General features: G+C 68.0%; 27 protein-coding genes. 9 read left to right on the forward strand and 18 right to left on the reverse strand.

Going from position 1 to position 25832, the window contains the following annotated elements; all coding sequences use genetic code 11:
• Positions 1 to 4: 4 nt before the first annotated feature.
• The 9 genes from GAA2_RS15855 to GAA2_RS15895 form a co-directional block, all read right to left on the reverse strand.
• A complete protein-coding gene (locus GAA2_RS15855; RefSeq protein WP_191834453.1) occupies positions 5 to 1006 on the reverse strand; it encodes a ComEA family DNA-binding protein in 1002 nt (333 codons plus the stop codon).
• Between the two features lie 103 nt (positions 1007 to 1109).
• Complete coding sequence (locus GAA2_RS15860; RefSeq protein WP_006434822.1) at positions 1110 to 1970, reverse strand: DegV family protein; 861 nt, start codon at positions 1968 to 1970, stop codon at positions 1110 to 1112.
• Between the two features lie 59 nt (positions 1971 to 2029).
• Complete coding sequence (gene octT / locus GAA2_RS15865) at positions 2030 to 2779, reverse strand: diglucosylglycerate octanoyltransferase (protein ID WP_096274201.1); 750 nt, start codon at positions 2777 to 2779, stop codon at positions 2030 to 2032.
• Entirely contained in the window at positions 2776 to 3489 is a 714-nt protein-coding gene (locus GAA2_RS15870; protein ID WP_006434819.1) for a histidine phosphatase family protein, read from the reverse strand. Before GAA2_RS15870 ends, octT begins: the two co-directional genes overlap by 4 nt.
• Positions 3486 to 3848 (reverse strand): ribosome silencing factor, encoded by a 363-nt coding sequence (gene rsfS, locus GAA2_RS15875; RefSeq protein WP_006434818.1) that lies wholly within the window; start codon positions 3846 to 3848, stop codon positions 3486 to 3488. Before rsfS ends, GAA2_RS15870 begins: the two co-directional genes overlap by 4 nt.
• 18 nt (positions 3849 to 3866) lie before the next feature.
• The gene (gene nadD / locus GAA2_RS15880) at positions 3867 to 4628 is read right to left on the reverse strand and encodes a nicotinate-nucleotide adenylyltransferase (protein ID WP_006434817.1); all 762 of its coding nucleotides are present in this window, start codon (positions 4626 to 4628) and stop codon (positions 3867 to 3869) included.
• A 30-nt stretch (positions 4629 to 4658) separates the two neighbouring features.
• A complete protein-coding gene (locus GAA2_RS15885; RefSeq protein ID WP_006434816.1) occupies positions 4659 to 6044 on the reverse strand; it encodes a vWA domain-containing protein in 1386 nt (461 codons plus the stop codon).
• Complete coding sequence (locus tag GAA2_RS15890) at positions 6044 to 6967, reverse strand: AAA family ATPase (RefSeq protein WP_006434815.1); 924 nt, start codon at positions 6965 to 6967, stop codon at positions 6044 to 6046. Before GAA2_RS15890 ends, GAA2_RS15885 begins: the two co-directional genes overlap by 1 nt.
• Complete coding sequence (locus tag GAA2_RS15895) at positions 6967 to 8250, reverse strand: glutamate-5-semialdehyde dehydrogenase (protein WP_006434814.1); 1284 nt, start codon at positions 8248 to 8250, stop codon at positions 6967 to 6969. The genes GAA2_RS15890 and GAA2_RS15895 overlap by 1 nt, the downstream gene beginning before the upstream one ends.
• A gap of 384 nt (positions 8251 to 8634) precedes the next feature.
• Here GAA2_RS15895 and GAA2_RS15900 point away from each other — a divergent pair, with 384 nt between their 5' ends.
• Positions 8635 to 8871: a DUF2892 domain-containing protein gene (locus GAA2_RS15900; RefSeq protein ID WP_006434813.1), complete on the forward strand. Its 237-nt coding sequence runs from the start codon at positions 8635 to 8637 to the stop codon at positions 8869 to 8871.
• A 110-nt stretch (positions 8872 to 8981) separates the two neighbouring features.
• On the opposite strand, the gene GAA2_RS15905 is transcribed toward GAA2_RS15900, so the two are convergent.
• Positions 8982 to 9272, reverse strand: coding sequence for a metal-sensitive transcriptional regulator (locus GAA2_RS15905; RefSeq protein WP_374978496.1), 291 nt, complete (start codon positions 9270 to 9272; stop codon positions 8982 to 8984).
• Between the two features lie 134 nt (positions 9273 to 9406).
• Here GAA2_RS15905 and GAA2_RS15910 point away from each other — a divergent pair, with 134 nt between their 5' ends.
• From GAA2_RS15910 to GAA2_RS15920, 3 genes are all read left to right on the forward strand, one after another.
• The gene (locus GAA2_RS15910) at positions 9407 to 11569 is read left to right on the forward strand and encodes an MMPL family transporter (protein WP_006434811.1); all 2163 of its coding nucleotides are present in this window, start codon (positions 9407 to 9409) and stop codon (positions 11567 to 11569) included.
• A gap of 76 nt (positions 11570 to 11645) precedes the next feature.
• Positions 11646 to 12050, forward strand: coding sequence for a DUF302 domain-containing protein (locus GAA2_RS15915; RefSeq protein ID WP_006434810.1), 405 nt, complete (start codon positions 11646 to 11648; stop codon positions 12048 to 12050).
• Between the two features lie 46 nt (positions 12051 to 12096).
• Positions 12097 to 12702: a DsbA family protein gene (locus tag GAA2_RS15920; protein WP_006434809.1), complete on the forward strand. Its 606-nt coding sequence runs from the start codon at positions 12097 to 12099 to the stop codon at positions 12700 to 12702.
• A 10-nt stretch (positions 12703 to 12712) separates the two neighbouring features.
• On the opposite strand, the gene GAA2_RS15925 is transcribed toward GAA2_RS15920, so the two are convergent.
• The 3 genes from GAA2_RS15925 to GAA2_RS15935 all read right to left on the reverse strand — a co-directional run bounded on the left by GAA2_RS15925 (position 12713) and on the right by GAA2_RS15935 (position 17548).
• Complete coding sequence (locus GAA2_RS15925; protein ID WP_024500512.1) at positions 12713 to 13501, reverse strand: HNH endonuclease family protein; 789 nt, start codon at positions 13499 to 13501, stop codon at positions 12713 to 12715.
• A 148-nt stretch (positions 13502 to 13649) separates the two neighbouring features.
• The gene (gene recG / locus GAA2_RS15930) at positions 13650 to 15902 is read right to left on the reverse strand and encodes an ATP-dependent DNA helicase RecG (protein WP_024500513.1); all 2253 of its coding nucleotides are present in this window, start codon (positions 15900 to 15902) and stop codon (positions 13650 to 13652) included.
• The gene (locus GAA2_RS15935) at positions 15899 to 17548 is read right to left on the reverse strand and encodes a DAK2 domain-containing protein (RefSeq protein ID WP_024500514.1); all 1650 of its coding nucleotides are present in this window, start codon (positions 17546 to 17548) and stop codon (positions 15899 to 15901) included. The genes recG and GAA2_RS15935 overlap by 4 nt, the downstream gene beginning before the upstream one ends.
• A 276-nt stretch (positions 17549 to 17824) precedes the next feature.
• On the opposite strand from GAA2_RS15935, the gene rpmB reads away from it, so the two are divergent.
• Both rpmB and GAA2_RS15945 read left to right on the forward strand, forming a co-directional pair.
• Entirely contained in the window at positions 17825 to 18016 is a 192-nt protein-coding gene (gene rpmB, locus GAA2_RS15940) for a 50S ribosomal protein L28 (RefSeq protein WP_004023092.1), read from the forward strand.
• A 167-nt stretch (positions 18017 to 18183) separates the two neighbouring features.
• A complete protein-coding gene (locus GAA2_RS15945) occupies positions 18184 to 18954 on the forward strand; it encodes an enoyl-CoA hydratase-related protein (protein ID WP_191834454.1) in 771 nt (256 codons plus the stop codon).
• A gap of 79 nt (positions 18955 to 19033) precedes the next feature.
• Here the strand turns inward: GAA2_RS15945 and GAA2_RS15950 are convergent, their stop codons facing one another.
• From GAA2_RS15950 to GAA2_RS15965, 4 genes are read right to left on the reverse strand one after another with little or no spacing between them, the layout of a single operon-like run.
• Positions 19034 to 19717 (reverse strand): uracil-DNA glycosylase, encoded by a 684-nt coding sequence (locus GAA2_RS15950; protein WP_024500515.1) that lies wholly within the window; start codon positions 19715 to 19717, stop codon positions 19034 to 19036.
• 39 nt (positions 19718 to 19756) lie between these two features.
• Entirely contained in the window at positions 19757 to 20278 is a 522-nt protein-coding gene (locus tag GAA2_RS15955; RefSeq protein WP_006434803.1) for a gamma carbonic anhydrase family protein, read from the reverse strand.
• A gap of 50 nt (positions 20279 to 20328) precedes the next feature.
• On the reverse strand, positions 20329 to 21693 hold the full coding sequence (locus GAA2_RS15960; protein ID WP_051349695.1) for a glutamine synthetase family protein: 1365 nt from the start codon (positions 21691 to 21693) through the stop codon (positions 20329 to 20331).
• Between the two features lie 57 nt (positions 21694 to 21750).
• Positions 21751 to 22785: a thiamine-phosphate kinase gene (locus GAA2_RS15965; protein WP_051349696.1), complete on the reverse strand. Its 1035-nt coding sequence runs from the start codon at positions 22783 to 22785 to the stop codon at positions 21751 to 21753.
• A gap of 205 nt (positions 22786 to 22990) precedes the next feature.
• Between GAA2_RS15965 and GAA2_RS15970 the strand changes: the two genes are divergently transcribed.
• Together GAA2_RS15970 and GAA2_RS15975 are read left to right on the forward strand one after the other, a co-directional pair.
• Positions 22991 to 23236, forward strand: coding sequence for an Lrp/AsnC ligand binding domain-containing protein (locus GAA2_RS15970; RefSeq protein ID WP_006434800.1), 246 nt, complete (start codon positions 22991 to 22993; stop codon positions 23234 to 23236).
• 57 nt (positions 23237 to 23293) lie between these two features.
• Positions 23294 to 23926: a DUF3515 domain-containing protein gene (locus GAA2_RS15975; RefSeq protein ID WP_006434799.1), complete on the forward strand. Its 633-nt coding sequence runs from the start codon at positions 23294 to 23296 to the stop codon at positions 23924 to 23926.
• Positions 23927 to 23935: 9 nt separating this feature from the next.
• On the opposite strand, the gene GAA2_RS15980 is transcribed toward GAA2_RS15975, so the two are convergent.
• Positions 23936 to 24943 (reverse strand): NAD(P)H-dependent glycerol-3-phosphate dehydrogenase, encoded by a 1008-nt coding sequence (locus tag GAA2_RS15980; RefSeq protein ID WP_024500517.1) that lies wholly within the window; start codon positions 24941 to 24943, stop codon positions 23936 to 23938.
• Between the two features lie 125 nt (positions 24944 to 25068).
• Between GAA2_RS15980 and cofC the strand changes: the two genes are divergently transcribed.
• A complete protein-coding gene (gene cofC, locus GAA2_RS15985) occupies positions 25069 to 25818 on the forward strand; it encodes a 2-phospho-L-lactate guanylyltransferase (protein WP_006434797.1) in 750 nt (249 codons plus the stop codon).
• Positions 25819 to 25832 lie beyond the last annotated feature (14 nt).

Genomic DNA, 25832 nt, shown 5'->3' on the forward strand with positions numbered 1-25832 from the left:
CGCCTCAGACCGTCACGAGGTTCACCAGCTTCGCCAGCCGGGCCGGACCGATCCCGTCGACTTCGGCGAGCTGGTCCACAGATGTGAAGCGGCCGTTGCGTTCTCGCCAGTCGAGGATCGCCTTCGCCGTCACCGGACCGACGCCGGGGAGCGCATCCAGCTCGGCCTCGGTCGCCGTGTTGAGGTTGACCCGGCCGCCCGGTTCGGCAGCCGACGATGCCGGTGGCGGACTTCCCCGCCCGACCGACGGGCCCGGTGCAGGCACACCACCTTCGGCTCCGACCACCGCACTACGCAGCGACATCCGCCCCTCGCCCGCGGCATAACCGACGAGGATCTGATCTCCGTCGCGCAGAATCCGAGCGAGATTGAGCGACAAGAGGTCCGCGCCCTTGCGCGGCCCACCGGCCTGGTCGATCGCCTCGGCGACCCTGGCTCCCGGAGCGAGACGCACCAGTCCGGGTCTGTTCACCAGTCCGACGACGCTCACCACCAACCGGGCCGGCGTCGTACTCGGTGGCGCGCTGACCGGAGGCACCGATGCATCCGGCATCGACGACGAACCGGCCGTCGCGCCGAAATCCACGACTGGTGCGGAATCCGTTCCGCGGAACAGTCCGAATCCGGCCACGACACAGGCGATCACCCCGACCGCGATCAACGCGATCGCCGCGGGCGGTGCCACGGCGAAGCGTCGGCGCGGAACGGGATCCTCGTCCTCGTCCCGGTCCTCACCCGACCGATCGTCGTCGGGGTCGAGCACATCGTCGAAATGCCCACGCGTCGGCGACGTGGGCGGCGGCGCATCCAGCCACGTCGGCATCCCACCGATCCCCCACCCCGGATGCTCGGGCTCCTCGACCGCCACGGCTGCCGCGGCAGGGTCACCGGCACCCGGCGGTGGGTCGGAGCCGGCCGCGGCCGGCGACAAGTCGTCCCGGCTCGCCGGCCGCTCGACGACCGGCCCCAACCGGTCCAGCGGATTCCGCCGTCCTGATGCGCTCATGGCGTCACACGCTAGGGGTGTTCAGAACCGATCACGTGAGCTGTGGACGCCGACCACGAGATCTGTGGACAGGAGCGCGGCTGTCGACAGGAAACGGGCGCCGTCAGCCCTCCTCGAGCCCTTCGATCGGTTCGAGATGCGACGCGATGACGACGCCCACCGCCCCGGGACCCACGTGGGAACCGAGGATCGGCCCGAGGTCGACGGTCAGCTCGGAGGTCACCATCCGCAGCCGGTTGCGCAGGGTGGCGAGAAGTTCGGCCGCGACGTCCGGGGTCTCGCAGTGCTGCACTCCGACGGTGACCGCGCGACCTCCCGCCGACTCGACCGCGGCGCCGACCATCTTGTCGAGCGCCTTGGAGAACGTGCGATGGCGTTCCTTGAGCTGGAGCGTGCCGTCGACCATGTGCAGGATCGGCTTGATCGACAGCGCCGACCCGAAGAGTCTTCCGGCCGCGGAGATCCGGCCACTCTGACGCAGGTTGTCGAGCTGCTGTACGCACAGCAGTGAGTCCACCGTCGCGGCCTGCCGGATCGCGGACTCGTAGACGCGGTCGCGGTCGGCCCCACCGGCGGCCGCCTGGGCCGCGGCGATGGCGGTCAAACCCACTGCGAGACCGACAGATCGGGAATCGACGATGCGGACCTGCCCAGAGAACTTCTCCGCCGCCAGCCGTGCCGAACCCCAGGTGCCGGACAATCTCCGGGACATGTGCACGCTCACCACACCCGCTCCCTCGCTGGCCTCCAGCGCGGATTCGAAGTACTCGGTGAGTTCGGCGGGATTAGCTCCAGACGTGGTCACGCCGGGCATCGAGACGACATCCTCCGGAATGGGGTCGATGCCCTCGCGGTAGTCCTTGTCCTCGACCGTCACGTGCAGCGGCACCTGCCGGATCCCGTAATGCTCGGTGACCGACTCCGGCAACCGAGAAGAGGAATCTGTGACGACGACGACAGGCACCCGTCTACGTTAGCCGGTTCACCGGCCCGACCTCACACGGGAGTCGTGGCGTCCGTCGACTATCGGTTCGCGCGGCTCTTCTCGACCACCGGCGCCACCGCATCGGCGATCCGGCGATGGCACGAGAAGCCCCAGTGGATGCCGTCCGGGTTCATCTCCGCGGCCGGATCGTCGAACGCGTCCCGGGTCACCGGGTAGAAGTCGACGCAGGGCAACCCGTGTCTCTCCGCCCACCGCGCGATCGCCGCCGTCGTCGGGATACGACCCGTGTGGACGTAGCCGTAATACGGGCTGCGATGGGTCGGTGGCAGACACACGACGATCGGCAGCTCCGGGCGTAGCTGTGTGAGGGCCTCTCGGATCTTGTCCAGGTATTCGACGGTCACCTTCGGCGGCAACGCCAGCGGCCAGCCCAGACGCGAGCCGCGCGGCTGCACCCATGAATACGCGTTCCGCACCAACTGCCGCAACCGATTCGGCCGCACATATCGGATCTGCTCCCGCAGCGCGGTCGGCAGCGGCGAGGGCAGCGTGTCCATCCCCCCGAATGCCAGCACGACGACGTCGGCATGCGGCACCGTGGCCCAGATGTTCGGGTCCTGGGTCAGCGCCCACCACACGTCGCGGCTCGTCCAGCCGATCCGGCCGAACAACCGCACGGGCAGACCGACGTCGGCGCCGACCAGCGACGGCCAGATCCGCGGATCGTCCGCGGGCAGCCCGCCGACCGGGCCGTAGTAGGCCAGCGAGTCGGACAGGACCAGTACACAGCGCTCCCCCGCAGGGGCATCGAGAGCCGGATCGGTCACTGCACGGCTGGATCGGAGTCCTCGGCCGACGCATTCCACACGTCGAGACGCCAGCGCGGGAGCTCGCCGGGCATGCCGTGCCCGGACAGCTGAACCCAGCTGGTGTTCGCCAACCCACCGAAAACCGGCCAGTTGTCCACCGGCAGTCCGAGCAGCGCAGCGGTCATCGCCGCGATCACCCCGCCGTGGGCCACCAGCACGACCGGAGCCTCGGGGTTGTCACCCACGCCCCATTCCGGCAGCTGCTCGATCAGCTCGTCCACCAGCGGGGTGGAACGCTTCGCCACGTCGACGCGGCTCTCGCCACCCGGCGGCGTCCACGTCGCGTCGTCGCGCCACACCACACGCGCTCCCGGCATCGCCGCGTCCACGTCGAGATGGGTGAGACCCTGCCACTCGCCGAGATGGGTCTCACGGAGGCGCTGGTCGACTGTCACCGAGAGCCCGGTGCGCTGCGCCAGCGCCTCCGCGGTCTCCCGTGCACGCTTCAGATCCGACGACCAGATCACCAGGGGCTGCCGCTTGGCCAGTTCGATGGCAGCCGAATTCGCCTGCCGCACACCAAGCTCGGAGAGGTCGGTGTCGAGCTGGCCTTGCATGCGGCTGCCCGCGTTGTACTCGGTCTGCCCGTGACGCAACAGGATCAGGCGCCGGACGACCGGGGTCAGGCGCTCGACCGAGGTGTCGTGATTGTCGGGACCGCCGCTCACGAAAGCCCTTCCACCTCGACCACCGGACAGTCCTTCCACAGACTCTCCAGTGCGTAGAAGCGTCGTTCGTCGGTGTGCTGGATGTGCACCACGATGTCGGCGTAGTCGAGCAGAGCCCACCGGCCCTCACGGGTACCCTCGCGGCGCAGCGGCTTGTGCCCGGCCTCCCGCAACTTCTCCTCGACCTCGTCGACGATCGCATTGACCTGTCGCTCGTTGTCCGCCGACGCGATGACGAAGGCGTCGGTGATCACCAACTGTTCCGACACATCGATCACGGTCACCTCATGGGCGAGCTTCTCCGCGGCCGCCAGAGCAGCCACCTTGGCCATCTCCAACGCTTCAGCTGACGCAGTCACACAAGTCCTCTCGAAAATTCACTTACCGGCCGAGGCCGCAGGCGCTCCCGGCGCAGGATCAACTCTGCCCGCTCGCTCCGCTCCCGGCGCAGGATCATTACCGCCCGCTCGCTCCGCTCCCGGCGCGGACACCCCGGGCGACGACGCCCGAGGCGCACGATACAGCTTCCTCTTGGCGATGTACTGCACGACGCCGTCGGGCACCAGGTACCAGACCGGTCGTCTCTGTGCCGCACGCGTGCGGCATTCGGTCGACGAGATCGCCAGCGCCGGGATCTCCAGCAGGTGCAGCGTGTCATCCGGCATCTGGGCGAGATGCTGCGCCAGATGCGTGGCGTCGAGCTCATACCCCGGCCGGCTCACACCCACGAACCGCGCCAGCTCGAACAGTTCCTCCCAGTCCTGCCACGACAGGATCGACTCCAGCGCATCGGCCCCGGTGATGAAGTACAGCTGCGCATCGGGCAGCTGTTTCCGCAGATCACGCAGCGTGTCCACGGTATAGGTGTCACCGTCACGGTCGATGTCGACGCGACTCACGCTGAACTGCGGATTCGACGCCGTCGCGATGACCGTCATCAGGTACCGGTCCTCGGGTGGGCTGACCATCGTGTGCTCGCCCAGCTTCTGCCACGGACGCCCGGTCGGGACGAAGATCACCTCGTCCAGCTCGAAACGGTGGGCGACCTCGCTGGCCGCCACCAGGTGCCCGTTGTGGATCGGATCGAACGTGCCACCCATGACGCCGATGCGGCGCGCGCGGTGGCGGTCGGTTGACATGGACGGTCAGTCTACGCGGTGACGGCCGGGTCAGACCGGCAGCAGGTCGGCGATGACGGTTCCCAGCTGCGTCGCATTGCGGCATTCGAACATGTCGATGACCTCCGCGTAGTCGGTGGCGACCGAATCACCGGTTCCCCAGTGCTCCTTGGCCTCGGGGTTCAGCCAGTACGCGTGCCGGGCGCGTTCGACCAGTTCCGCGAGCGCGTCGGCGTGCGCGTCGTGGTAGTTGTTGCGCGCGTCGCCGAGCACCAACAGGGCGCCCCGGTGCGTCAGCGTCTCGACGTGGTCGGCGACGAAACCGGCGAGCATGTTGCCGTAATCCGAATGTCCGTCGCGCGTGGAGATCCGCGCGGTCGAGATCATGTGGTGCATCGCAGCACCGAAATCCTCTTCGCCATGGTCGAAGAAGTCGGTGACCTCGTCGACGGTGTCGACGAAGGCGAACACCCGTACCTTCGAGAACTGTTGCCGCAGTGCATATACCAGCCGCAGCGTGAACTGGCTGAACCCGGCGACCGACCCCGACACATCGCAGATGACGATCAGCTCCGGGCGTCCGGGACGCGGCTTGCGGTGACTGAGTTCGATCGGGACGCCGCCAGTGGACATCGACGCGCGCAGTGTCTTGCGCACGTCGACCGCCCCGCGATGGGCACGACGCCGCCGCGTCTCGAGCTTGGCGGCGAGCAACCGGGCCAGTGGCTCGATCGTCTTGCGGATCTCCACCTGCTCCTTGGCGCCCGCGGAGAGGAAGTTGACGTTCTCCGGCAGGGGCGGCACCGCATACGCGCCGACCTTGTCCCGGCCGTTGCGATCGGCCATCCGACGCTGCGTCTCACGCTCGATCGCGGCCCGCAGGTCGGTGGCCTTCTGACGCGCGGCTTGCCGGTACAGCGGCTCGGTACCCGGTCGGGCACCGTCGCCACCGGCCATCGCCGCGGCGATCTTGGCGATCAACGTCTGCGGGTTGACCGCGGAGATCGCCTGATACGCCGAGAAGGCCTCGCCCTTCGTCGACCCGTAGCGCCCCAGTTCGTCGACGATCATCGCGATCGCCTGCTCGAGCCGCCCGTCACCGGCCGCCGCATCGTCGGCCAGCATCTCCGCCAGCGCGTCCCGCACCGCCTCGACGTCGAGGTTTCCGTCCTCGTCGCGCGGCAGATCCTCGGTGACGGTGCGCATTCCCGCGCCGACCGGGAACCACAGGTCGAAGACACGGTCGAAAACCCCTCGATGCGCATGGTCGACGAGCAGCGTCGTCGCCAGACCCTCACGGAGGCGGGACCGCTCGAGCAGATCGAGCACCTCCATCGCACTCGCCGCGTCGATCAGCGCCGACGGCCCGACGACGATCCCGCGACGACGCAGCTCATCGACGAAATCGGTGAGGTGCGCGACGAGCGGAGTCGTCATCAGCCCAGCTTGAGTTCTTTGAGAGCCGTCTTCAGATCGGGCCGGTGTTTGAGCACCACACCGAGGGTGCGGGCGATGAGGCCGTCGTCGAGTCCGCCGCGCTTGGCGTCGGCCTGTTCTCCCGCACCGAGCGCGAGCAGCGTGTGGGCCCAGTCGATCGTCTCGGCCACCGACGGCTTCTTGCGGATGTCCAGCGTCCGCAGCACACCGACGATCCGGACCAGTTCTGCACTCAGCGACGCCGACAGGTTCGGCACCCGCGACGCGAGGATCTCCTTCTCCCGCTCGGCGTCGGGGAAGTCGATGTAGAGGTACAGGCAGCGACGCTTGAGCGCCTCGGACAGTTCACGCGTGGCGTTCGAGGTGAGCAGCACGATCGGTCGGCGCTGCGCGGCAACGGTTCCCATCTCGGGGATGGTGATCGCGAAGTCGCTGAGCACCTCGAGGAGCAGCCCCTCCATGTCGACGTCGGCCTTGTCGACCTCGTCGATCAGCAGCACGGTCGAACCCTCGCGCGAGATCGCCTTCAGCAGCGGCCGCGGCAGCAGGAACTCGTCGGAGAAGATGTCGGTCTTCGCCTCTTCCCAGGCGCGGTTGCCCGTCGCCTGGATGTGCAGGATCTGCTTGGCATGGTTCCACTCGTAGAGCGCGCGGGCCTCGTCGATGCCCTCGTAGCACTGCAGGCGGACGAGCTCGGCATCCGTGGCTGCGGCGATCGACTTGGCCAGTTCGGTCTTGCCGACACCCGCGGGTCCCTCGACGAGCAGCGGCTTGCCCAGCCGGTCGGCGAGGAAGGTCGACGTCGCCGTGGCGTCGTCGGCGAGGTAGCCGGTGTCGCGGAGCCGTGCGACGACGTCGTCGACGGAGGTGAACGACGGGACGACCTGTGGTCCGGAACCGGTGTACTCCGTGGAGCCCGTCATCAGGCCGGCCGAACGTGGCCGTTGCCCCAGACCAGCCACTTGGTCGAGGTCAGCTCGGGCAGGCCCATCGGGCCGCGGGCGTGCAGCTTCTGGGTGGAGATGCCGATCTCGGCGCCGAACCCGAACTGCTCGCCGTCGGTGAAGGCGGTGGAGGCGTTCACCATGACGGCGGCGGCGTCCACGCGGCGGGTGAACTCGTCCGCGGCGGCGAGGTCGGTGGTGATGATCGCCTCGGTGTGACCGGTGCCGTAGGAGTCGATGTGGGAGACGGCGGCGTCGAGGTCGTCGACGACCTTCATCGCGATGTCCATCGACAGATACTCCTTGGTCCAGTCGTCCTCGGTGGCCGGTTCCATGCCCGGCTCGTCACCGTGGATCACGACGCCCTGGGACTGCAGGACCTGGGTGATGCGAGGCAGCGCGTCGGCCGCCACCGCCTTGTCGATCAGGACCGTCTCGGCGGTGTTACAGACACTCGGCCGGCGGGTCTTGGAGTTCAGGATGACGCGGACGGCGACGTCGAGGTCGGCGAGGGCGTGCACGTAGACGTGGCAGTTGCCCACGCCGGTCTCGATGGTGGGGACGGTCGCGTTGGAGACGACGGCCTCGATGAGACCGGCACCGCCGCGCGGGATCACGACGTCGACGAGTCCGCGGGCGCGGATGAGCGCGGTGACGCTCGAGCGGTCCTCGCTGGGCAGCAGCGACACGGCATCAGCGCTGACGCCCTTCGCGGACAGGGTCTCTCGCAGGACGCGGACGAGTTCGGCGTTCGACGACGCGGCCGACGACGAACCGCGGAGCAGCACCGCGTTACCCGACTTGAAGGCGATCCCGAAGGCGTCGACCGTGACGTTGGGCCGCGCCTCGTAGACGATGCCGACGACACCGAGGGGAACCCGTACCTGTCGGAGTTGAAGTCCGTTGGGCAGCGTCTTGCCGGAGACGATCTCACCGATCGGATCGGGCAGGACCGCGACCTGACGCAGACCGTTCGCGATGCCGACGACACGGGATTCGTCGAGACGCAGGCGATCGAGCAGGCTCGCCTCGGTGCCCGCCTCCTCGGCGCGCGCGATGTCCTCGGCGTTGGCGGTGAGGATCGTCTCCGACGCGGATTCGATGGCGTCAGCTGCCGCGAGCAGGACCTCGTTCTTGTCCGCCGACGTGAGACCACCCAGCGAGCGGGATGCCGATTTCGCCGCTCGCGCGAGTCCGAGGACGACCTTCTCGGTTCCGGACTCGTCTCTTGCGACGGAGGGCTCTGCGGTGGGTGCGCTCATCAACATCCTCGACTTCGCGGGTGGTCGCCGCGACGATGCCGCCGCGGGATGTATGCCGTCCTCAAGAGTAGCGCCGGGCCGAGCACGTCCCCAAAGAGCTATCCGGTCCGGTCAGGCTCTGGACCACCACTTCGAGCGCGGGGACGGCGCCTGCTTGTGCCCGTCGCACCACTGAGAGTCGAGAATGCGGCGTTTGAGGGCGTCGACATGACGACCGCACCCCGACCAGGTCGTCTTGCCACACGTTGGGCACTTCACCGGTGAACACATGCTCTCGGTCCTTACGTTCGAGTTCGAGACAACGCCGCCACTATACCCCAGGGGGTATAGTGGCATTGCCATCGATCCCGGGCGTTCACACGTCCCCAGCAGAAGGAAGACCCCATGACACGCGCAACCGGTACTCACGAGCCCCGATTGACGGTGGAGAGAATGGTGCCCGCGCTCGCGGGCGTGATGGTGACGATCAGCGTCATCCTCGTACTGACAGTGTCCCCGTGGTGGACCGTGCTCACCCTCTTCGTGGCCGCCAATCTGCTGCTCTACAGCGCCGTCGGATGGTGCCCCGCCAGCCTGCTCATGTCGAAGGCGGGACTCCCTCGCGCCACATACCCCCGCTGAGCGCCCTGCTCACCCACCCACGAAAACACCCACATCCACGAAAGAGGGGGCCGATGCCTCGGCCCCCTCTTTCGTTCGCTCCTACTCGGCCACCGGCCCCGGACCGCCCGTCACGCCAGCGCGAGGAACAGCTTCTCCAGTGCAGCCTCGGACAACGGCGGCTGCTCACCGTCGGCGGTCTCGACACACTGCCGCATCCCCGACGCCACGACCTTGAAGCCGGCCCGGTCGAGCGCTCGCGACACCGCCGCGAGCTGGGTGACCACGTCCGCGCAGTCCCGGCCCGCCTCGATCATGGCGATCACCCCGGCAAGCTGGCCCTGAGCACGCTTCAGCCGATTCAGAACAGCCCCCATCGCCTCTTCCCCGACGGTCAAGCGCGGCCTCTCGTCTGCGGCCATGGTGATTCCTCCTCATGTTTCAACACCCACAGCTCTCGGTAGTCGGAGCTGTGGATCCTTGACGCCACCATACCCCCCGGGGTATCTTCGCGCCAGATCCAATACCCCTACGGGTATCAGACGAAAGGAATCTCATGGCGCCGAAGACGGCCCTGTCCGAAGACGAAGCAACACCTGACCCAACAGGTTCCGCAGCCGGAATCCTCGGTCGCTGGGGCGCGACGATGGCCGGCCGCGCCCGTTGGGTGTTCGGTGTGTGGGTGCTCCTCCTGGTGGTTCTGGGAGCGGCGGCGCCCTCGGTGTTCTCCTCACTCGCCGGCGCCGGATGGCAGGCGAACGGGTCCGAGTCCGTCCAGGTCCGCGAACTGGCCCAGCAGCACTTCGGCGGCAACTCCTCGGCTGCGGTGCAGGTGGTCGTCCATTCCGACCGCGATCGCGTCGAGAGTCCCGCGGTCCAGGCCGTCGTCGGAAAGATCACCGAACTCGCGGCGACCGATGACCGATTCGCCCAGGTCGTGCCACCACAACCGGGAATGTCCATCAGTCCCGACGGTCACACCGGCATCGTCATCATCGGCGCTGCTGCCAACACCGACGACATGGTGCGGGCAGTCGACGAACACAAAGACGAGCTGACCGGGCTGTCCGGGAACGGTGTCGAGGTCTACCCGACCGGTGCGTCCGCGTTGTGGAGTGACTTCAACAAGGCCAATCACGACGCGATGATCAAGGCCGAGCTGTTCTCCTGGCCGGTCACCTTGACGATCATGGTGCTGGCCTTCGGGTCGCTGGTCGCGGCCGGACTTCCCTTGCTGCTGACCATCGCCGGACTCGTCGCGTCCGCCGGCGGACTGGTCCTGCTGAACCAGGTCACCCCGATCTCGGTGTGGGCGATCAACTTCGCCATGATGTTCGCTCTGGCCCTGGGCATCGACTACGCACTGTTCATCGTGTCGCGCTTCCGCGATGCCATGCGCGGTTACGGCGACAACATGCGTGCCGCGGTCGCCGAGACCATGGACACCGCAGGAAAAGCGGTGTTGCTCTCCGGCATCACCGTCCTGGTGAGCTTGTCGGCCGTGTTGCTGGTTCCCGCACCCGCGGTGCGAACGATGGCCGTGGGCATCATGCTCGCCGTCGTCTTCGTCCTGGCGGCAACCCTGACACTTCTGCCCGCCGCGCTGGGCAAGCTGGGTCCCCGGGTCAATGCGGTGTCGATGCCGTATGCCCGCCGTCAGCAGCACCGTTCACCGGTGTTCGCCCGCTGGGGACTCTTCCTGCACCGTCACCCGTGGACCGTGGCCGCCGGTTCCCTCGCCGTTCTCATCGCGTTGGCGATCCCGGTCTTCGGCCTGAAGGTCGCGATGCCGTCGATCACCGTCGTCCCCGAGGATGCACCGGTGCGTCAGGGCTACGAACTCGTCCAGTCACAGATGGGTGAGGGCGCACCCGGGATGTTGCAGATCGTCGCACCTGCCAACGAGGCACAGCAGACCGCCCAGGCCGCTTCTCAGTCGCCGGGAATCGAGATGGTGACTCCCCCGATGCCCTCCGCAGATGGCTCGGATTACGTTCTGATGCAGGCACTCCCGTCGGTCGACCCGTCCGACGAGCAGATGGGCACGATCGTCGACGACCTGCGCAGCACCCTGCCCGACGGTGCACTGGTCGGTGGCGCGCCCACTGAGAACCTGGACCTCCAGCAGGCCCTGAACGACTACTTCCCGCTGGTTGTCGCCGTCATCCTCATCCTGGGCTTCCTGTTGCTCCTGGTCTCGCTGCAGGCACCTCTGATCGCCCTGATCGGCACCGTGGTCAGCCTGTTGTCGACGGCAGCTGCCTTCGGCGTCGCAAAGCTCATCTTCCAGGACGGGCACCTCGCGGACCTGTTGGGCTTCACACCACAGGGCTTCCTCGACGGGTGGGGACCGGTGTTCTTCTTCGCGATGATCTTCGCGATCGCGATGGACTACACGGTCTTCCTGCTCGCCACCGCGAAGGAACACTTCGAGCGGTCCGACAACGCCACACAGGCACAGATCGACGGGATGGCGCACTCCGGCCGGATCATCTTCGCCGCGGCAGCGGTCATGGTGGCGGTGTTCTTCACCTTCGCCCTGGCCGAACCTCTTCCCCCGAAGGAGATGGGGATCATCCTCGGTGTCGCCGTTCTGCTGGATGCCGTCCTGATCCGTCTCACACTCCTTCCGGCGCTGTTGCGGATCACGCGTCGCGCGGCATGGTGGTCGCCCGCCTGGTTGCGCCGCATCCTGCCCAAGATCAGCTTCGCGCACTGACAACCCGAACCGGATTCCGTCCCGGGCCAGCGGACAACCGTCTGGCCCGGGCCGGGTCCGAACCGAAAGGAACACAATGTCCCTCGCACTGAACACCACGCTGGCCGTCCCCTTCGACGAAGCGGTCGAGCGCACCCGCGCCGCACTCGCCGACCAGGGTTTCGGAGTCCTCACCGAGATCGATGTCCAGGCCACCATGAAGAAGAAGCTCGACGAGGACATGGAGCAGTACCTGATCCTGGGCGCCTGCAATCCGCCTCTGGCAAACCGAGCACTCGGGGTCCAACGCCAGATCGGACTGCTGCTGCCGTGCAACGTCGTCGTCCGGTCGGACCCGGACCATCCCGGCACGACACTCGTCGAGGCGATGAATCCGGATCTGATGGTTCAGGTCTCGGGTGAGCCCGAACTCGAGTCCGTCGCACGTGATGCCGCCACGAAGCTGCAGGCCGCGATCGACGCACTGTCGAACCAGTCCTGACCCCCGCCGATCCCAGAACAGAATCCCTGACACGACAGGAGTTGTCATGAACCGCTTCGACTTCTACTTCGATCCGGTGTGTCCCTTCGCGTGGGCCGCATCGCGGTGGCTCGCCGACCAGGCCGGGAGACACGATGACTCGGTCGACTGGCACGTCATGAGTCTGGCCGTCCTCAACGAGGATCGGGAACCCGCATCGGACCAGCAGCGACGGCAACTGGACACCTCCCGCCGGCTCGGCCGGGTGTTCATGGCCGCCGTCGCGAAGAACGGCGCGGACGCGATCGGGCCCCTCTACTCGGCGGTCGGCCGGCGTTTTCACCACGCGGGCGACGAGATGACCCCCGCGGTCGTCTCGGAGATCCTCGTCGAGGCCGGACTCCCCGGTGAACTGGCCGAGGCCATGGACGACGACTCGTTCGACGATGCCCTGAGGACAGCGCACCAACGCAGTCAGGATGTCCTGGGCGAGACCGGCGGCAGCCCGATCACCGGGATCAACGGAACCCACTTCTTCGGCCCGGTGCTCTCCGACATCCCGACCGGTGACGAGGCCGAGGCCCTCTACTCCGCGATCGTCACGCTCGGGGCCACGTCTGCCTTCTCGCAGCTCAAACGGCCCACCGGAGGCAAACCGACGTTCTCGGCCTGAGCTCGCCGCCTCACTGTCCGCACCGCAACGCGTCGGTCAGCACCTCACGCGATTCGGCATCGACCGTCAAACCGTATGTCGCGCTGACCATCACGAACTGGATCGCGTACTGGCACCAGAACCCGCGGACCGGTGGCATCCACCGGCCCGGTTCGGAGTCACTCTTGTCCTGATTCGAGGGGCCGTCGACGGCGACGAGGTTGGCCGGGTCGTTGGCGAAGCTCAGTCGTCGGCCGAGTTCCCACGACCACGCACCCATGTCCCATGCGTAGGCCAGCGGCACGATGTGGTCGATCTGCACACTCGACGCGTTGCGGTCGCGGCGGAACACCACGAACTCGCCGCTGTACGGGCTCCGGAACTCCCCCGCGAGAACCGCGCGCGGACAACTCGACACCGGTCCCGCCCGGATGTCCTGTAGATCTCGGGCCAGGATGTCGTTGCGGGTGTCGCATCCGTTGCCACCCCCGGCCACGGCCACCGCATCCGTCCACGCCGCGCCGAACGCGCTTCGGTCGTAGTCGTCGCGGTCGGGACGCTGTGCGTGCACGGGGATGGACGCCAAGCGCGCCAGAGCTTCTCGCGCCAGCGTCCGCACTCGCGAGTCGATGTCGGACTGCGGACCGAATCCACCTGATCCCACCGCGACCACGATCGCCGTGACGACCGCGAAGACCAGCAGCGACCACTGTCGGGCCGACCACGACCCCGATGCCGATGACTTCCAGGCGATCCACCGCACCCGCATGCGGAGCCGCCGGAGCGTCGGCGATCGGAACGTCGCGTCGCGGAGGACCATGGGACTTTGACGCAGCGCCGGGCGGCGAGGTTCCACGAAACGTGAAACCTGTTTCCGCGCAGCGGTTCACCTCGCGATGGGCGGTTTCCTTCGCGCTGACCGGATCTGCTCGGCGTGAGGGAAACACGACGGCGGGATCAGCCGACGGTCAGGACTTGTCGAGATACGCGATCTTCTGCGGCACCAGAATCCCGTCGACGAGGTCCGCGAGCGGGCGGTGGTGCAGAAGCGTGATGTCCTCGCTCACCACGTCCTCGGCGAGTCCGCGCGCATCCTCGATGACCTCCACGTCCTCGAGCAAGGACAGGAACCGCAGCGAGGTGTTGACGCCGGACTGCAGCGACCCGAGCAGGTCACCTTCGCGGCGTTGTTCGAGGTCCACACGGGCCAGTTCGAAGCCGTCGTTGGACCCCGCCACGGCACGCAGACGCTGCATCGATTGGGAGATGTCCTTGCTGTGCGTCATCAGCAGACACAGGCCGGCGTGCTGGCCACGACCGACACGTCCACGCAGCTGATGAAGCTGGCTCACCCCGAACCGTTCGGCGTCGACGATCACCATCGTGGTCGCGTTCGGCACGTCCACACCGACCTCGATGACGGTGGTGGACACCAGGACATCGACCTCGCCCCGTCCGAACGCGTCCATGATCGCGTTCTTCTCCTCGGGCGCCAGGCGACCGTGCAACATCTCGACTCGCCGATGCGCGAACGGACCGGCCACGAGAGCCTCGTACTGCTCGACGACCGACGTGGTCTTCGGACCCTTCTCGTCGTCGTCGGCTGCGGGTTCCGGGGCGTCGTCGTCGCCGATGCGCGAGCACACGACGTAGACCTGTCGGCCGGCGTCGATCTCCTCGTTGGCACGTGACCACACCCGGTCGACCCAGTTCTGCCTGCCCATCGGGACCACCGACGTCGAGATCGGCTGGCGGCCGCGCGGCAACTCGCGCAGGACCGACGTCTCGAGATCGCCGAAGGCGGTCATCGCGACGGTGCGCGGGATCGGCGTCGCGGTCATCACCAGGAAGTGCGGGATACGGCCGTCACGCCCCTTGCCGCGCAACACATCACGCTGTTCGACACCGAACCGGTGTTGTTCGTCGATCACCACGAGGCCGAGGTCGAAGAACTCGACCTTCTCCTCCAGCAGGGCGTGCGTACCGATGACGATGCCCGCCGAGCCGGTGACCACGTCGAGCAGCGTCTCGCGCCGGCCTTTGGTCTTCATCGATCCGGTCAGCAGGGCGATACGGGTCGCCCCCTCGGCCGCGGTCAGCTCACCACCCTCGGCCAGGTCACCCAGCATCTTCTTCATCGTTCGGTGATGCTGCGCCGCAAGCACTTCGGTGGGTGCGAGGATCGCGCACTGGTATCCGTTGTCGACGACCCGCAGCATCGCGAGCAGCGAGACGAGGGTCTTACCGGAACCGACCTCACCCTGCAGCAGCCGCGACATCGGTTGCGCCAGAGCCAGGTCCTCGGCGAGTTCCTCCCCCACCGCGAGCTGCCCCTCGGTGAGCGTGAACGGAAGACGCTCCCGCAGCTTGTCCTCGAGACCGCCGGGCACATGCGGGCACGGCGGAGCCGCTTCACTGCGGCCCGCGAGCCGTCGCTGTGCGAGCACCGTCTGGATCGCCAGCGCCTCGTCGAACTTCAGCCGATGCGAGGCGACCTTCACATCGTCCTCGGAGTCGGGTAGGTGGATCTTGCGGATCGCCTCGTCGGTGGAGACCAGTCCGCGTTCCCGGCGCTGCGCGTCGGTCAGCGCGTCGGGGATCGGCGCGCAATGGTCCAGCACCCGCCGCACGGCGCCCAGGATGTCCCAGGTCTGTACGTCTTTGGTGGCCGGATACATCGGGAGGATCTCGCGGTCGAACATCGCGACCAACGGATGCGCACCGCCATGTTCCCGGGTGACCTCCTCCTCGATCGCGTACATCTCGGTCAGCATCTTGGAGCCGACGACGTGATCGATCTCGGGATCGCCGTCGGGCAGGATCATCCACTCCGGGTGGGACAACTGGATCTGCTCGCGGAAGTACTTGACCGTACCGGCCATCATCACCCGGGCACCCGGGCGCAGCTGATGCCTGATGAACTTCGGATTGAAGAAGCTCGCCTCGTAGACCTCGTTCTCGTCGGTGACCTTGACCTTCAGGAACTGTCCACGGCGGCTCTTCATCTGGATCAGATCGGACTTGGTGATCCGGCCGACGATGGTCAGCCACTCGCCGGGTTCGGGCCGCTGATGGTCGGCCACGAGACCACGGCGGATGTAGCGACGGGGCGTGTAGCGCAGCAGTTCGCCGACGGTGGTCACGCCGAGTGCGGCGAGCTTCTCCGCCGGCTTAGGGCCGAGAACGTCGGACAGCGAATCCGCCAGCGCCAGTTCGGTCACTCGACACCCACCTGCAGCAGATCGCTGCGCTGCCCGGTGCGGTAGACCGCGAGTTCGATACCCGGGTAGCTGCGGCGCATCTGTTCCGCGACGGCCTCCAGCGCGGACTCGTCGACGGCGGTGCCGGCGAGCACGGTCACCAGCTCACCACCGGTCGCGAGCATCAGGTCGATCAGGGCGGTTCCAGCCGAGGTCTGGTCGGGCGCCACCACCAGGACGTCGTCGCCGATGAGCCCGAGGACGTCACCGACGTCCGACATCCCGGCCAGCGTCATCATCTTCGTGGTCGCGAGCTGCAGGGACCCCCACCGCGCACCGGCGGCGGCCTCGGCCATCGCATAGGCGTCGATGTCGGGGGTCTCACTCGGATCGTGCACCGCGAGCGCCGCCAGGCACTGGGTCATCGACGACGTCGGGAGCATCAGCACCGAACGCTGCGTCGAACGCACTTCGGTGGTGACGGTGACGAGATCCTGAGAACTCAACGCGCCGTTGGCCATGACCACCACGTGGGCACTGTCGGTGTCGCGGATCGACCGTCCCAAGGCCTGTGCGGTCAGCCCGCCGTCGGCGCGCAGCACGGTCGCCCCGGCCTCGGCGAAGAGGTCGGCCGCACCGTCGCCGAGCGCCACCGCCACCACGGCACGCTTGTGCCGCGGCGGAGGTTCGCTCGAATCGACTTGTGCGCGAATGGCATCGAGCGCGAAGCAGCTGATGCGGACATCCGAGAGCCGGCCGAGTCCCGCGCCGGCCTCCACCGCGGGACCGGGCTCACAGGTGTGGACGTGGACGGAGAAGCGCTCGCCCTCGCCGCTCGAGCTGTCGCCGACGATGACCACGGCGTCGCCCAGTTCGTTCAGACGCTCGCGGAGTTCGGCGATCTGTTCACCCGCCGCGCCGTCGAGCAGGTACATCACCTCGAAGTCCTGATCGCTGCTCTCCACGCAGGCGTCGTCGACCCCGTGTCCGAGGGTCGTGCTGTCGGTGAGGATGCCCCGGTAACGGCGCCGGCGGTTGGCCACCCCGGTGATCACCCGGACCATGGCATCGACGATCACGAGGAACCCGCGTCCGCCTGCGTCGACGACCCCCGCGGAGGCGAGGACCGACAACTGCTCCGGCGTACGTTCGAGCGCCTCGGCGCAGTCGTCGGCGACGGCGCGGACGATGTCGGCGGCGGTCTCCTTCTCATGTGCGGCGGCCGCCTCGGCGGCCACTCGAACCAGGGTCAGCACCGTTCCCTCGCGCGGTTCGCTGACCGCGCGGGTCGCGGCGAGCGACCCGAGGCGGAGGCCGAGCGTCGCCAGATCACCGAAGGTCAGGGATTCGGTGTCGCCGAGGATCTCGGCGCCGTCGGCCAGGCCGACGAGGACCTGCGACAGGATGATGCCCGAGTTGCCGCGTGCCTGCGCCACCGCACCGTCGGCCATCGCGCGGGCGACCTGCGGCAACGACGCGTCGTCCGGTGCGGCCTCGGCGGCGTCCGCAGCCGCCCGCATGGTGAACAGCATGTTGCTGCCGGTGTCCGAGTCCGGGATCGGGAAGACGTTGAGGTCGTTGATCTCGCCTCGCAGATCCTCGAGCTGGTCGACACAGACACGGGCCCAGTCACGCAGCAGCTGCGGGTTGATGGTGCGGGCGATCACGCGGTGACTCTTTCTCGCTCTGACCTGGGCATACGACGGGGCTGCGCCGCGGGCCGAGGGGACGGTCTGGAAGGATGTGTGCAAGGTTACTCGGCGTCCCCGACGACCCGGAGACGTCCGCGCCTCGAGGCGGGGCACCGCGACCCGGATTTGGCCACGCCCACCCGAGCTGGTTATCCTTGCAGGGTTGCCTTTCGGTCCACGCGCACACTTCCGGTGGTGCCGATCCGCGAGGCTGACCACGAGACCATATTCATCTATCAAGGGAGTTCGACGATGGCTGCCGTCTGCGACATTTGCGGCAAGGGCCCGGGCTTCGGCAAGTCGGTGTCTCACTCGCACCGCCGTACCAACCGCCGCTGGAACCCGAACATCCAGTCTGTTCGCGTCGAGGTCGCCCCGGGCAACCGCAAGCGCAAGAACGTCTGCACCTCCTGCCTGAAGGCCGGCAAGACCGCAGCTGTCTGATCGTCATCACCCGTACGCGGGTGATGGGGTTCGAGAGCACGAGACCCGATGCCACCGAGCGTAAGCTCCCCGGCGTCGGGTCTTTGGTGTGTGCGAGATAATGTTCCGCGCATGACTTCCACGCAATCCCCACCACCGAAACCCCCCAGCCCGACGCGTCGGCTCCCGTGAGTGAGGCCAACGGCGTCCTGACGATCGCGGTGTCGGCTGCGGGCGCGGGCAACTCACTCGACGACGACGGGATCGCCGCGGGCACCCAGGCGCTGCGCGAGGTGGCACGCGGTCGTCGCGACGTCGGCGCGGTGCTCCTCGTCGGTGCGGGCAAGAACTTCTGCGCCGGCGGCAACGTGCGGGCCTTCGCCGCCGCCGACGATCGACCCACCTATCTGCGTCTGATCGCCGACAACTTCCACGCCTTTGTCAACGCCCTCTACGAGGCCGAGGTCCCGGTTGTCGCCGCCGCCAAGGGCTGGGCTGCCGGTGCCGGCATGTCGCTGGTGCTGCACGCCGACGTCGCCATCGGCGGCACCTCCTCCAAACTCCGTCCCGCCTACCGCGGCATCGGACTCACCCCCGACGGCGGGCTCACCTGGACCCTTCCCCGCGCGGTCGGCGCCGCGCGGGCACGCCAGATCATCCTCACCGACCGCGTCCTCTCCGCCGACGACGCGCTGAACTGGGGAATCCTGTCGGAGATCGTCGCCGACGAGGACGTCGAGACCGTGGCCCGCGCCAACGCCGAGACGATCGCGGCAGGGCCCCGCTCCGCCGACTCCGGCACCAAACGCCTGCTGGCCGTGTCGTCGGAGAACTCGCTGATCGAACAGCTCACCATCGAGGGACGTTCCATCTCCGAACGGTCCGGCCTCGCCGAGGGCATCGAAGGCGTCGACGCGTTCGTCGGCAAGCGCGCGCCGGACTTCGGCAAGACGCGCTGATCTTCTCGGCTTACCGAGTAGGCCACCGCTCCCTGAGATGGGTGGTTGTCCCGGGTTCTCTCGGAGACGAGAGCGGAACTCAGGGCAGCCGCCAGTCCACCGGATCGGCGCCGAGATCGGCGAGTTCTTCGTTGGCCCGGCTGAACGGCCGCGAACCGAAGAAGCCGCGCGACGCCGACAGCGGCGACGGGTGTGCCGAGACGATGGCCGGGACGTCCGGCAACCACTCCTGAAGCCCGGCCGCATCCTTGCCCCACAGGATCGCGACGAGCGGTTCGTCACGGGCGACAAGCGCCTTGATCGCGCATTCGGTGACCGCTTCCCAGCCCTTCTTGCGGTGAGATGCGGGCTCCCCCGGCGCGACCGTCAGCACCCGGTTCAGCAACAGGACGCCGTTGTCGGCCCACGGGGTGAGATCTCCGTTGGTCGGCATCGGATACCCGAGATCCGAACAGTACTCGGTGTAGATGTTGGCCAAGGACCGCGGAATCGGACGCACGTCGGGGGCCACGGAGAAGCTCAGGCCGACAGCATGCCCCGGGGTCGGGTACGGGTCCTGCCCGACGATGAGCACCCGCACGTCGTCGATCGGCCGGGTGAAGGCCCGCAGGATGTGTTGTCCGGCGGGCAGATAGCGGCGGCCCTCGGCGATCTCGTTGCGCAGGAACCGGCCCATCTCGGTGATGATCGGCTCGACCGGGGCCAGGGCCTCGGCCCAGCCGGGGTCGATGATCTCGGCGAGCGGTTTGGTCGGTGCGGTCACTCCGGTCTCCCCATCAGTCCCATCGGTGGATCATGTGTGTCAGTCGAGTCGCCGCAGCGATTCGCGGTAGTACTTGGCGTTCTGGAAGTACATCTCGCTGTTGAGTTCGGTGTGTCCCTCGGGGACCTCGTAGTTCTCCCGTAGTCGCGCGGGCACACCGAGTGCCATACGACGCGGCGGCACGTCGAATTTGAACGGGACGACGGCCCCTGCCCCGACGATCGCACCGCTGCCGATCGTCGACCCGTTCAGGACCACCGAGCCGGAGGCGATGAGACAGTCGTCGCCGATGGTCGCACCCTCGATGTGCGCATTGTGTCCGACCACGCACCGCGCGCCGATCACGGTCGGCTCGAAGACTGTGCAGTGGATGACCGTGCCGTCCTGGATGTTGCTGCGCTCACCGATGGTGATGGTGCCGTAGTCGCCCCGCAGAACGGCCCCCGGCCACACCGAGACACCGTCGCCGAGCGTGACGGCTCCGATCACCACCGCGTCGGGGTGGACATAGGTCTCGTCGCCCAGGACGGGCACGCGGTCGTCGAGTGCGTAGATCGCCATACGGAGACTCTAGCCACGTGCAGATACCGACCCGTGCCCACCCGCGCCGGTCACACGCTCCAGGCCAGCCGGAACCGCTCGGTCAGTGTCTCGGGGGTGTGATCGGGGAAATGGGTGACCTCGTACCGCCGGACCGCCACGAGTGCGTCGACCGCGGGGTCGCCGAGGATCCCGCGAAGCAGCGGGGACACCTCCATCCGGTCGACGACCTCACCTTGATCGGTGGACAGCGGCCTTCGCTCACCCAGTGGGCGGGTGCGGGGATCGACGCCGACCTCGGGCGGCAGGGTGGCCCTGCGTTCGATCCCGGCCGCGGCCGCGCCCAGGATGGCCGCGGTGGCGAAGTAGACGTTTGCGGACGGATCGATGATCTTCACCTCGACATTGGCGCCCCGACCCCGCGTTCCCGGAGCATCCTCTTGCGTACCAACGACACTCGCGATGTCCACCGCATCCGCACGGACCAGTCGCACCGCCGCTTCGCGGTTCTCCACACCCCAGCAGGCGTGGGCGCCGGCCCACTGCCCGGGCAGCATGCGCAGCCCGGACACCACCGATCCACACAGCACACCCTGCAGCTCGAGGATCGCGTCGAGGATGCCCGCGACCGCGCGCTCGCCGTCGGGCGTCATCCCGGCGACCCCGGTTCCCCCGGACAGCAGTGGCCGATCACCGCGGTGCAGCGAGATGTGCTGATGGGCACCGCATCCCGCCTCGTCCACGAACGGTTTGGGTGAAAAGCTGGCACGCAGACCGTGTTTGCGGGCGAGCCGTCCGATCAGGATTCGGGTGAGCACGAGTCGATCGGCCGCGGTGATGGGGTCGGACGGACCGAGTGACACCTCGAACTGCCAGCGCGCGTGTTCGGGATGAAACTGTTCGACGATGATCCCCGCGGCCCGACACGAGATGAGGACATCCCGGACGAACCCCTCGAGTTCGACGAGGCCGACCGCACCGTACGGCGTCCACAGGGCGGACGGCAGCGGCGTCCCGTCCGATGCGACGAGCACGAACTCGAGTTCGTGACCCACCATGGCGTGCAGTCCGGCGTCGGCGAGATCGGCGACGACGCGACGCAGTGTGCCGCGAGCGCACTGCGGCACCGGATCACCCGTGAGGCCGAAGAACTCTCCGGGTGCCCAGCTCAAGGTCGGGTCGACCACCACCCGGGCGTCGAGATCGATCCGGATGCGCTGATCCCCCACCACTCCGACCTCGTCGCTGAACGCGATACCGGTCTGATCGATCGCGAACGCATGCCATGACGGGCTGGCCCCGAGACCCGCCGACGCGAACGCCGGCACTCGTTCGGGAGTGACCGTCTTCGCCAGCGTCAGTCCGGCCGGATTGACGACGGTCGCGAGAAGGATCGACGACGATGCGTCGTCGGCGGCATCCGATCGCGAGACCATGTCCACAGTGTCATGGAGCGGGGCGATTCCGGTGGCGGAACCGCACGGTCCGTCGGATCATCCGCGCGGAACGGCGAACGACTGCCACCCGTGTAGATCGGGCCCGTCCGGTCCGCCGACGCGCCGGCCGTCGACCCACACCTCTGGTGTCGGCGAAGAGGCCTCCCGGACCGACCCGATCACCGTCCAGCCGTCGGGCACGGACGTGACGTCGAAGGCGGCGAGAAGGTGGTGATCCTCACCGCCGGTCAGCACCCATTCGTCCACCTCGACACCGAGTTCTGTGGCCAGTGGGGCCAGATCGGGACGCCGCGGCACCGCGTCGACCTCGACGGCCATCGCCAACTGCGCGGCACGCGACATGGTGATCAGTTCTTCGACGAGCCCGTCGGAGATGTCGGTCATCGCATGCGCTCCGGCCGCGGCCGCGACGGGCCCCTGGCTCAGGTCGGGCATCGGAACACGATGCAGAGCAACGACTTCCGACCACAGTGACTCGTCGATGCCCGGGGTCGACAACACCGCCAGACCGGCTGCACTGGCGCCCAGCGGACCACTCACCGCGAGGACATCGCCGCTGCGGGCACCACCCAGCGAGACCGGCCGGCGACCTTCGAGCGCCCCGACGGCGGTGACGCTCACCACCACCTGCTCCGCGGCGACCAGGTCACCACCGAGAACCCGTGCGCCCAGGGCATGTGCGGCGCCCACGACTCCGTCGTTGAGGTCGAGGACGACGCTCACGGGAGTGGCCGACGGGCAGGCGATGGACACCACGAGCCCGGTCGTCCGGCCGCCCATCGCGGCGACGTCGGCCGAACTCTGGACCACCGCCCGCGCCCCGACCTGCTGCGGCGTCGACCAGTCGAACCGGAAATGCCGTCCCTCGACGACCGTGTCGGTGCTGATCACCGCCGACCCGCCGATCTCGAGGACGGCCGCGTCGTCGCCCGAGCCGATCACGATGTCGTCGGCGGGTCCGGCCGCGGTCGCCGCTGCGGTGAGCGCGGCGATCACCGCACGCTCACCGATCTCCCCCACGGTGTCGGTGTGGTCGGTGTCGACAGAGTCGGTGTGGTCGGTGTCGACAATGTCGAGGCGCTCGGTGCCGACGTCGTCGGAGGTCACTTGTCCGGTCTCACTCTCGTCGGGTCCCCGTCGAGTCGCGCGCGAACGGGATTGTCGGTGACAATGTGTGCCACAGTGTATTGGGCTCACGGCGAACGGTGTTCGCCGCGCAGCGCCCACTGCCGCCGGATTCGAACCCGTGTCGGCGATGGGGGCACAAACGGAGAGGATGCCCGTGGTTCAGGCGTACATACTGATCCAGACCGAGGTCGGTCGGGCCGCCCTCGCGGCGGCGACCATCGCCGAGATCTCGGGGGTCGCCTCATCCGAAGAGGTCAGCGGACCTTATGACGTGATCGTCCGGGTGGATGCCGCCGATGCCACGCAGCTCACCGAGAGTGTGGTTCCCCAGATCCAGAAGGTAGCCGGGATCACCCGCACCTTGACCTGCCCGGTGGTCGACCACACCCGCTGAGTCGGGTTTGCCGGTCCCGGCTTCGGCCGGGACGCGGCCGGCTCCTAGGGTGGTGGCGTGACGTCAGCAGGTTCGGATGACACCCCTCAGGATCCCGAGAACGACAAGGCGGACGATCCGGCGGCCGGTGACCTCGCCGGCCCGGAGGACCCTGCGGTCGACGAACGGTATGGTGCCGGCTCCCGCCTGAGTCCCGCGCTCATCGCGACTCTCGTCGCCATCCCGGTGATGGTGATCGCGGGCTTCATCGCTTTCGCCGCGTTGCGGCCCGAGACGGTGAACCCCGTCGAGTCATACGCCTCGGACGGCAGCGCGTCTGCGGACTGCACGCGTCTGCTCGACGCGGCGCCCCAGCGGTTCGAAGGATTCGGCGACAAGGAGATCTCCGGGGACCGCGCGACCTGGCCCGCGGAAGCGTCCGGCGACGACCTGACGCTGCGCTGCGGCGTGACGCGGCCGGCCGAGCTGTCCCCGACGAGCAACCTGCAGGAGATCCACGCGGCCGGCCGGGCCGGTGTGCAGTGGTTCATCACCGACACCGTCGACGGTTCCGGACAGGCCTACGTGAGCGTCGATCATCGTCCCTACGTCGCACTGTGGGTTCCGTCCAATGCCGGGAACGGTCCGATCACCGACATCTCGGGCCTCATCGACCAGACGCTCGAACGCGGTCCGCTCGACTTCGGCTGACGCTTCAGGTCAGTCCCGGTAGATCTCCGGCTTGGCGCTGCGGCCGAGCAGGGAGTTGATCGCGTCGGCGACCGATTGCCCGTCATGGCACACCTTGTGCACCGCGTCGGTCAGCGGCATCGGCACCTGGTGCTTCTCGGCGAGCGCGCGCACCGACGAACACGACTTCACACCCTCGGCGACCTGTCCGTTGGTGGCCGCCTGCGCTTCGGCCATCGTCGCGCCCTCGCCGAGTCGGGCTCCGAAGGTCCGATTCCGGGACAGCGGCGACGAGCAGGTCGCGACCAGATCGCCGACTCCTGCGAGCCCGGCCAGGGTCTCGATCTGTGCGCCGACGGCCACCCCGAGACGGATGGTCTCCGCAAGGCCGCGCGTGATGATCGTGGCGAGCGTGTTCTGACCGAATCCGACTCCGCTCGCGATGCCGCAGGCGAGCGCGATCACGTTCTTGGCCGAGCCACCGATCTCGCAGCCGATGACGTCTGTGTTGGTGTACGGCCGGAAATAGCGGGTGCTGAACGCGCTCTGCAGGGTGACGGCGCGGGACTCGTCGACGCTTGCGATGACGGTCGCCGCCGGCTGCCCCTCGGCGACCTCATGCGCGAGGTTGGGTCCGGTGAGCACGGCGATCCGGTCATCGGCGACGCCGGTGACCTCGGCGATGACCTCACTCATCCGCAACAGCGTGCTGGTCTCGATGCCTTTGGCCAGCGACACGAGCGATGCGTCGGAACCGATGTGCGGGGTCCACTGCGTCAGGTTCTCCCGCAGGGACTGCGACGGCACGCCGCACACGACGATGTCTGCACCTGTCAGTGCGTCCACCGCGTCACTGGTGGCCGTCAGCTCGCCGGGCAACGTGATGTCCGACAGATAGTTCGGGTTCACGTGTTCGGAGTTGATCGCATCCGCCAGTTCCGGGCGTCGTGCCCAGATGACCGTCTCGGTTCCCGCATCCACGAGGACTTTCGCCACCGCCGTACCCCAGGAACCAGCACCCATGACCGCCGCGCGCACCGCACTCCTCCTGCCCCGGGTCCGTCTCTTCGGACCGAACGACTACCTGCCCACCCTAATGCCACGCACCGGCTGACCGACCCGGAATGTCACCCACCATCGCGCGGTGCACCATGATGGTCAGCATGGACCACAGCGCCGTCGACATGAGCGTCGACCTCAGCGCCGCCACGGGGAGCCCCGCGGCCGGCGGGGCGACGGTCGCGGCCGTGCTGGCCGTCAAGAGTCTCCAGCGCGCGAAGTCGCGGCTGGTGGCCACGCTGTCGGCCGCCACCGGCCACGACGAACCGACCACGCGGGGCTCTCTTGTCCTGGCGATGTTTCTCGACACCGTCGAGGCCCTTCGAGGTGCCGGCGTCTCGAGAGTGGTGGTCGTCAGTCCGGACGACGAGGTACTTGACGCGGCGCGACGGGCGGGCACGCACGGACTACCCGAGGTGGACTCGCCCACGACCGGTTCGGGCCTCAACAGCGCCTTCGGCCACGGTGCGCGGTGGGCCCGTGAGACATGGCCGGATTCGACGCGGCTGGTGTTCGTGCAGGCCGACCTGCCGGCCGCGACCAGCGATTCGCTGCGCGCGGTCCTGCGGGAGGCGCCGGCACACCGTCTCAGCTTCCTGACCGACCGCGACGGTACCGGCACGGTTCTCCTGCACGGCAATCTCCTCCCCGACGAGACCGGTGCTCTCGACGACGCACCTCGATTCGGCCCGGGTTCGGCGGCTGCGCACCGGGCCGCCGGCGCCGTCGAACTCGACCCCGCACACACCCGGTGGATCGATCTGCGCACAGACGTCGACACCGCAACCGATCTCGTCGCCGCACGCGCACTCGGCATCGGCCCCCACACCGCCGAGGCTCTGCGTCGTCTGTGACTGCCGCATGACTC

Origin of the sequence: Gordonia ajococcus, assembly GCF_012974285.1 — a bacterium.
GTDB lineage: Bacteria > Actinomycetota > Actinomycetes > Mycobacteriales > Mycobacteriaceae > Gordonia > Gordonia amicalis.

Coding starts and splice junctions, on each gene's coding strand:
- GAA2_RS15920 (WP_006434809.1), top strand. CDS start 12,097: ATGAACCGCTTCGACTTCTACTTCGATCCGGTGTGTCCCTTCGCGTGG.
- GAA2_RS15910 (WP_006434811.1), top strand. CDS start 9,407: ATGGCGCCGAAGACGGCCCTGTCCGAAGACGAAGCAACACCTGACCCA.
- GAA2_RS15900 (WP_006434813.1), top strand. CDS start 8,635: ATGACACGCGCAACCGGTACTCACGAGCCCCGATTGACGGTGGAGAGA.
- GAA2_RS15970 (WP_006434800.1), top strand. CDS start 22,991: ATGCCCGTGGTTCAGGCGTACATACTGATCCAGACCGAGGTCGGTCGG.
- GAA2_RS15905 (WP_374978496.1), bottom strand. CDS start 9,272: ATGGCCGCAGACGAGAGGCCGCGCTTGACCGTCGGGGAAGAGGCGATG.
- GAA2_RS15895 (WP_006434814.1), bottom strand. CDS start 8,250: ATGAGCGCACCCACCGCAGAGCCCTCCGTCGCAAGAGACGAGTCCGGA.
- GAA2_RS15925 (WP_024500512.1), bottom strand. CDS start 13,501: ATGGTCCTCCGCGACGCGACGTTCCGATCGCCGACGCTCCGGCGGCTC.
- GAA2_RS15915 (WP_006434810.1), top strand. CDS start 11,646: ATGTCCCTCGCACTGAACACCACGCTGGCCGTCCCCTTCGACGAAGCG.
- GAA2_RS15890 (WP_006434815.1), bottom strand. CDS start 6,967: ATGACGGGCTCCACGGAGTACACCGGTTCCGGACCACAGGTCGTCCCG.
- GAA2_RS15855 (WP_191834453.1), bottom strand. CDS start 1,006: ATGAGCGCATCAGGACGGCGGAATCCGCTGGACCGGTTGGGGCCGGTC.
- nadD (WP_006434817.1), bottom strand. CDS start 4,628: ATGTCAACCGACCGCCACCGCGCGCGCCGCATCGGCGTCATGGGTGGC.
- GAA2_RS15885 (WP_006434816.1), bottom strand. CDS start 6,044: ATGACGACTCCGCTCGTCGCGCACCTCACCGATTTCGTCGATGAGCTG.
- rpmB (WP_004023092.1), top strand. CDS start 17,825: ATGGCTGCCGTCTGCGACATTTGCGGCAAGGGCCCGGGCTTCGGCAAG.
- GAA2_RS15955 (WP_006434803.1), bottom strand. CDS start 20,278: ATGGCGATCTACGCACTCGACGACCGCGTGCCCGTCCTGGGCGACGAG.
- cofC (WP_006434797.1), top strand. CDS start 25,069: ATGGACCACAGCGCCGTCGACATGAGCGTCGACCTCAGCGCCGCCACG.
- GAA2_RS15960 (WP_051349695.1), bottom strand. CDS start 21,693: ATGGTCTCGCGATCGGATGCCGCCGACGACGCATCGTCGTCGATCCTT.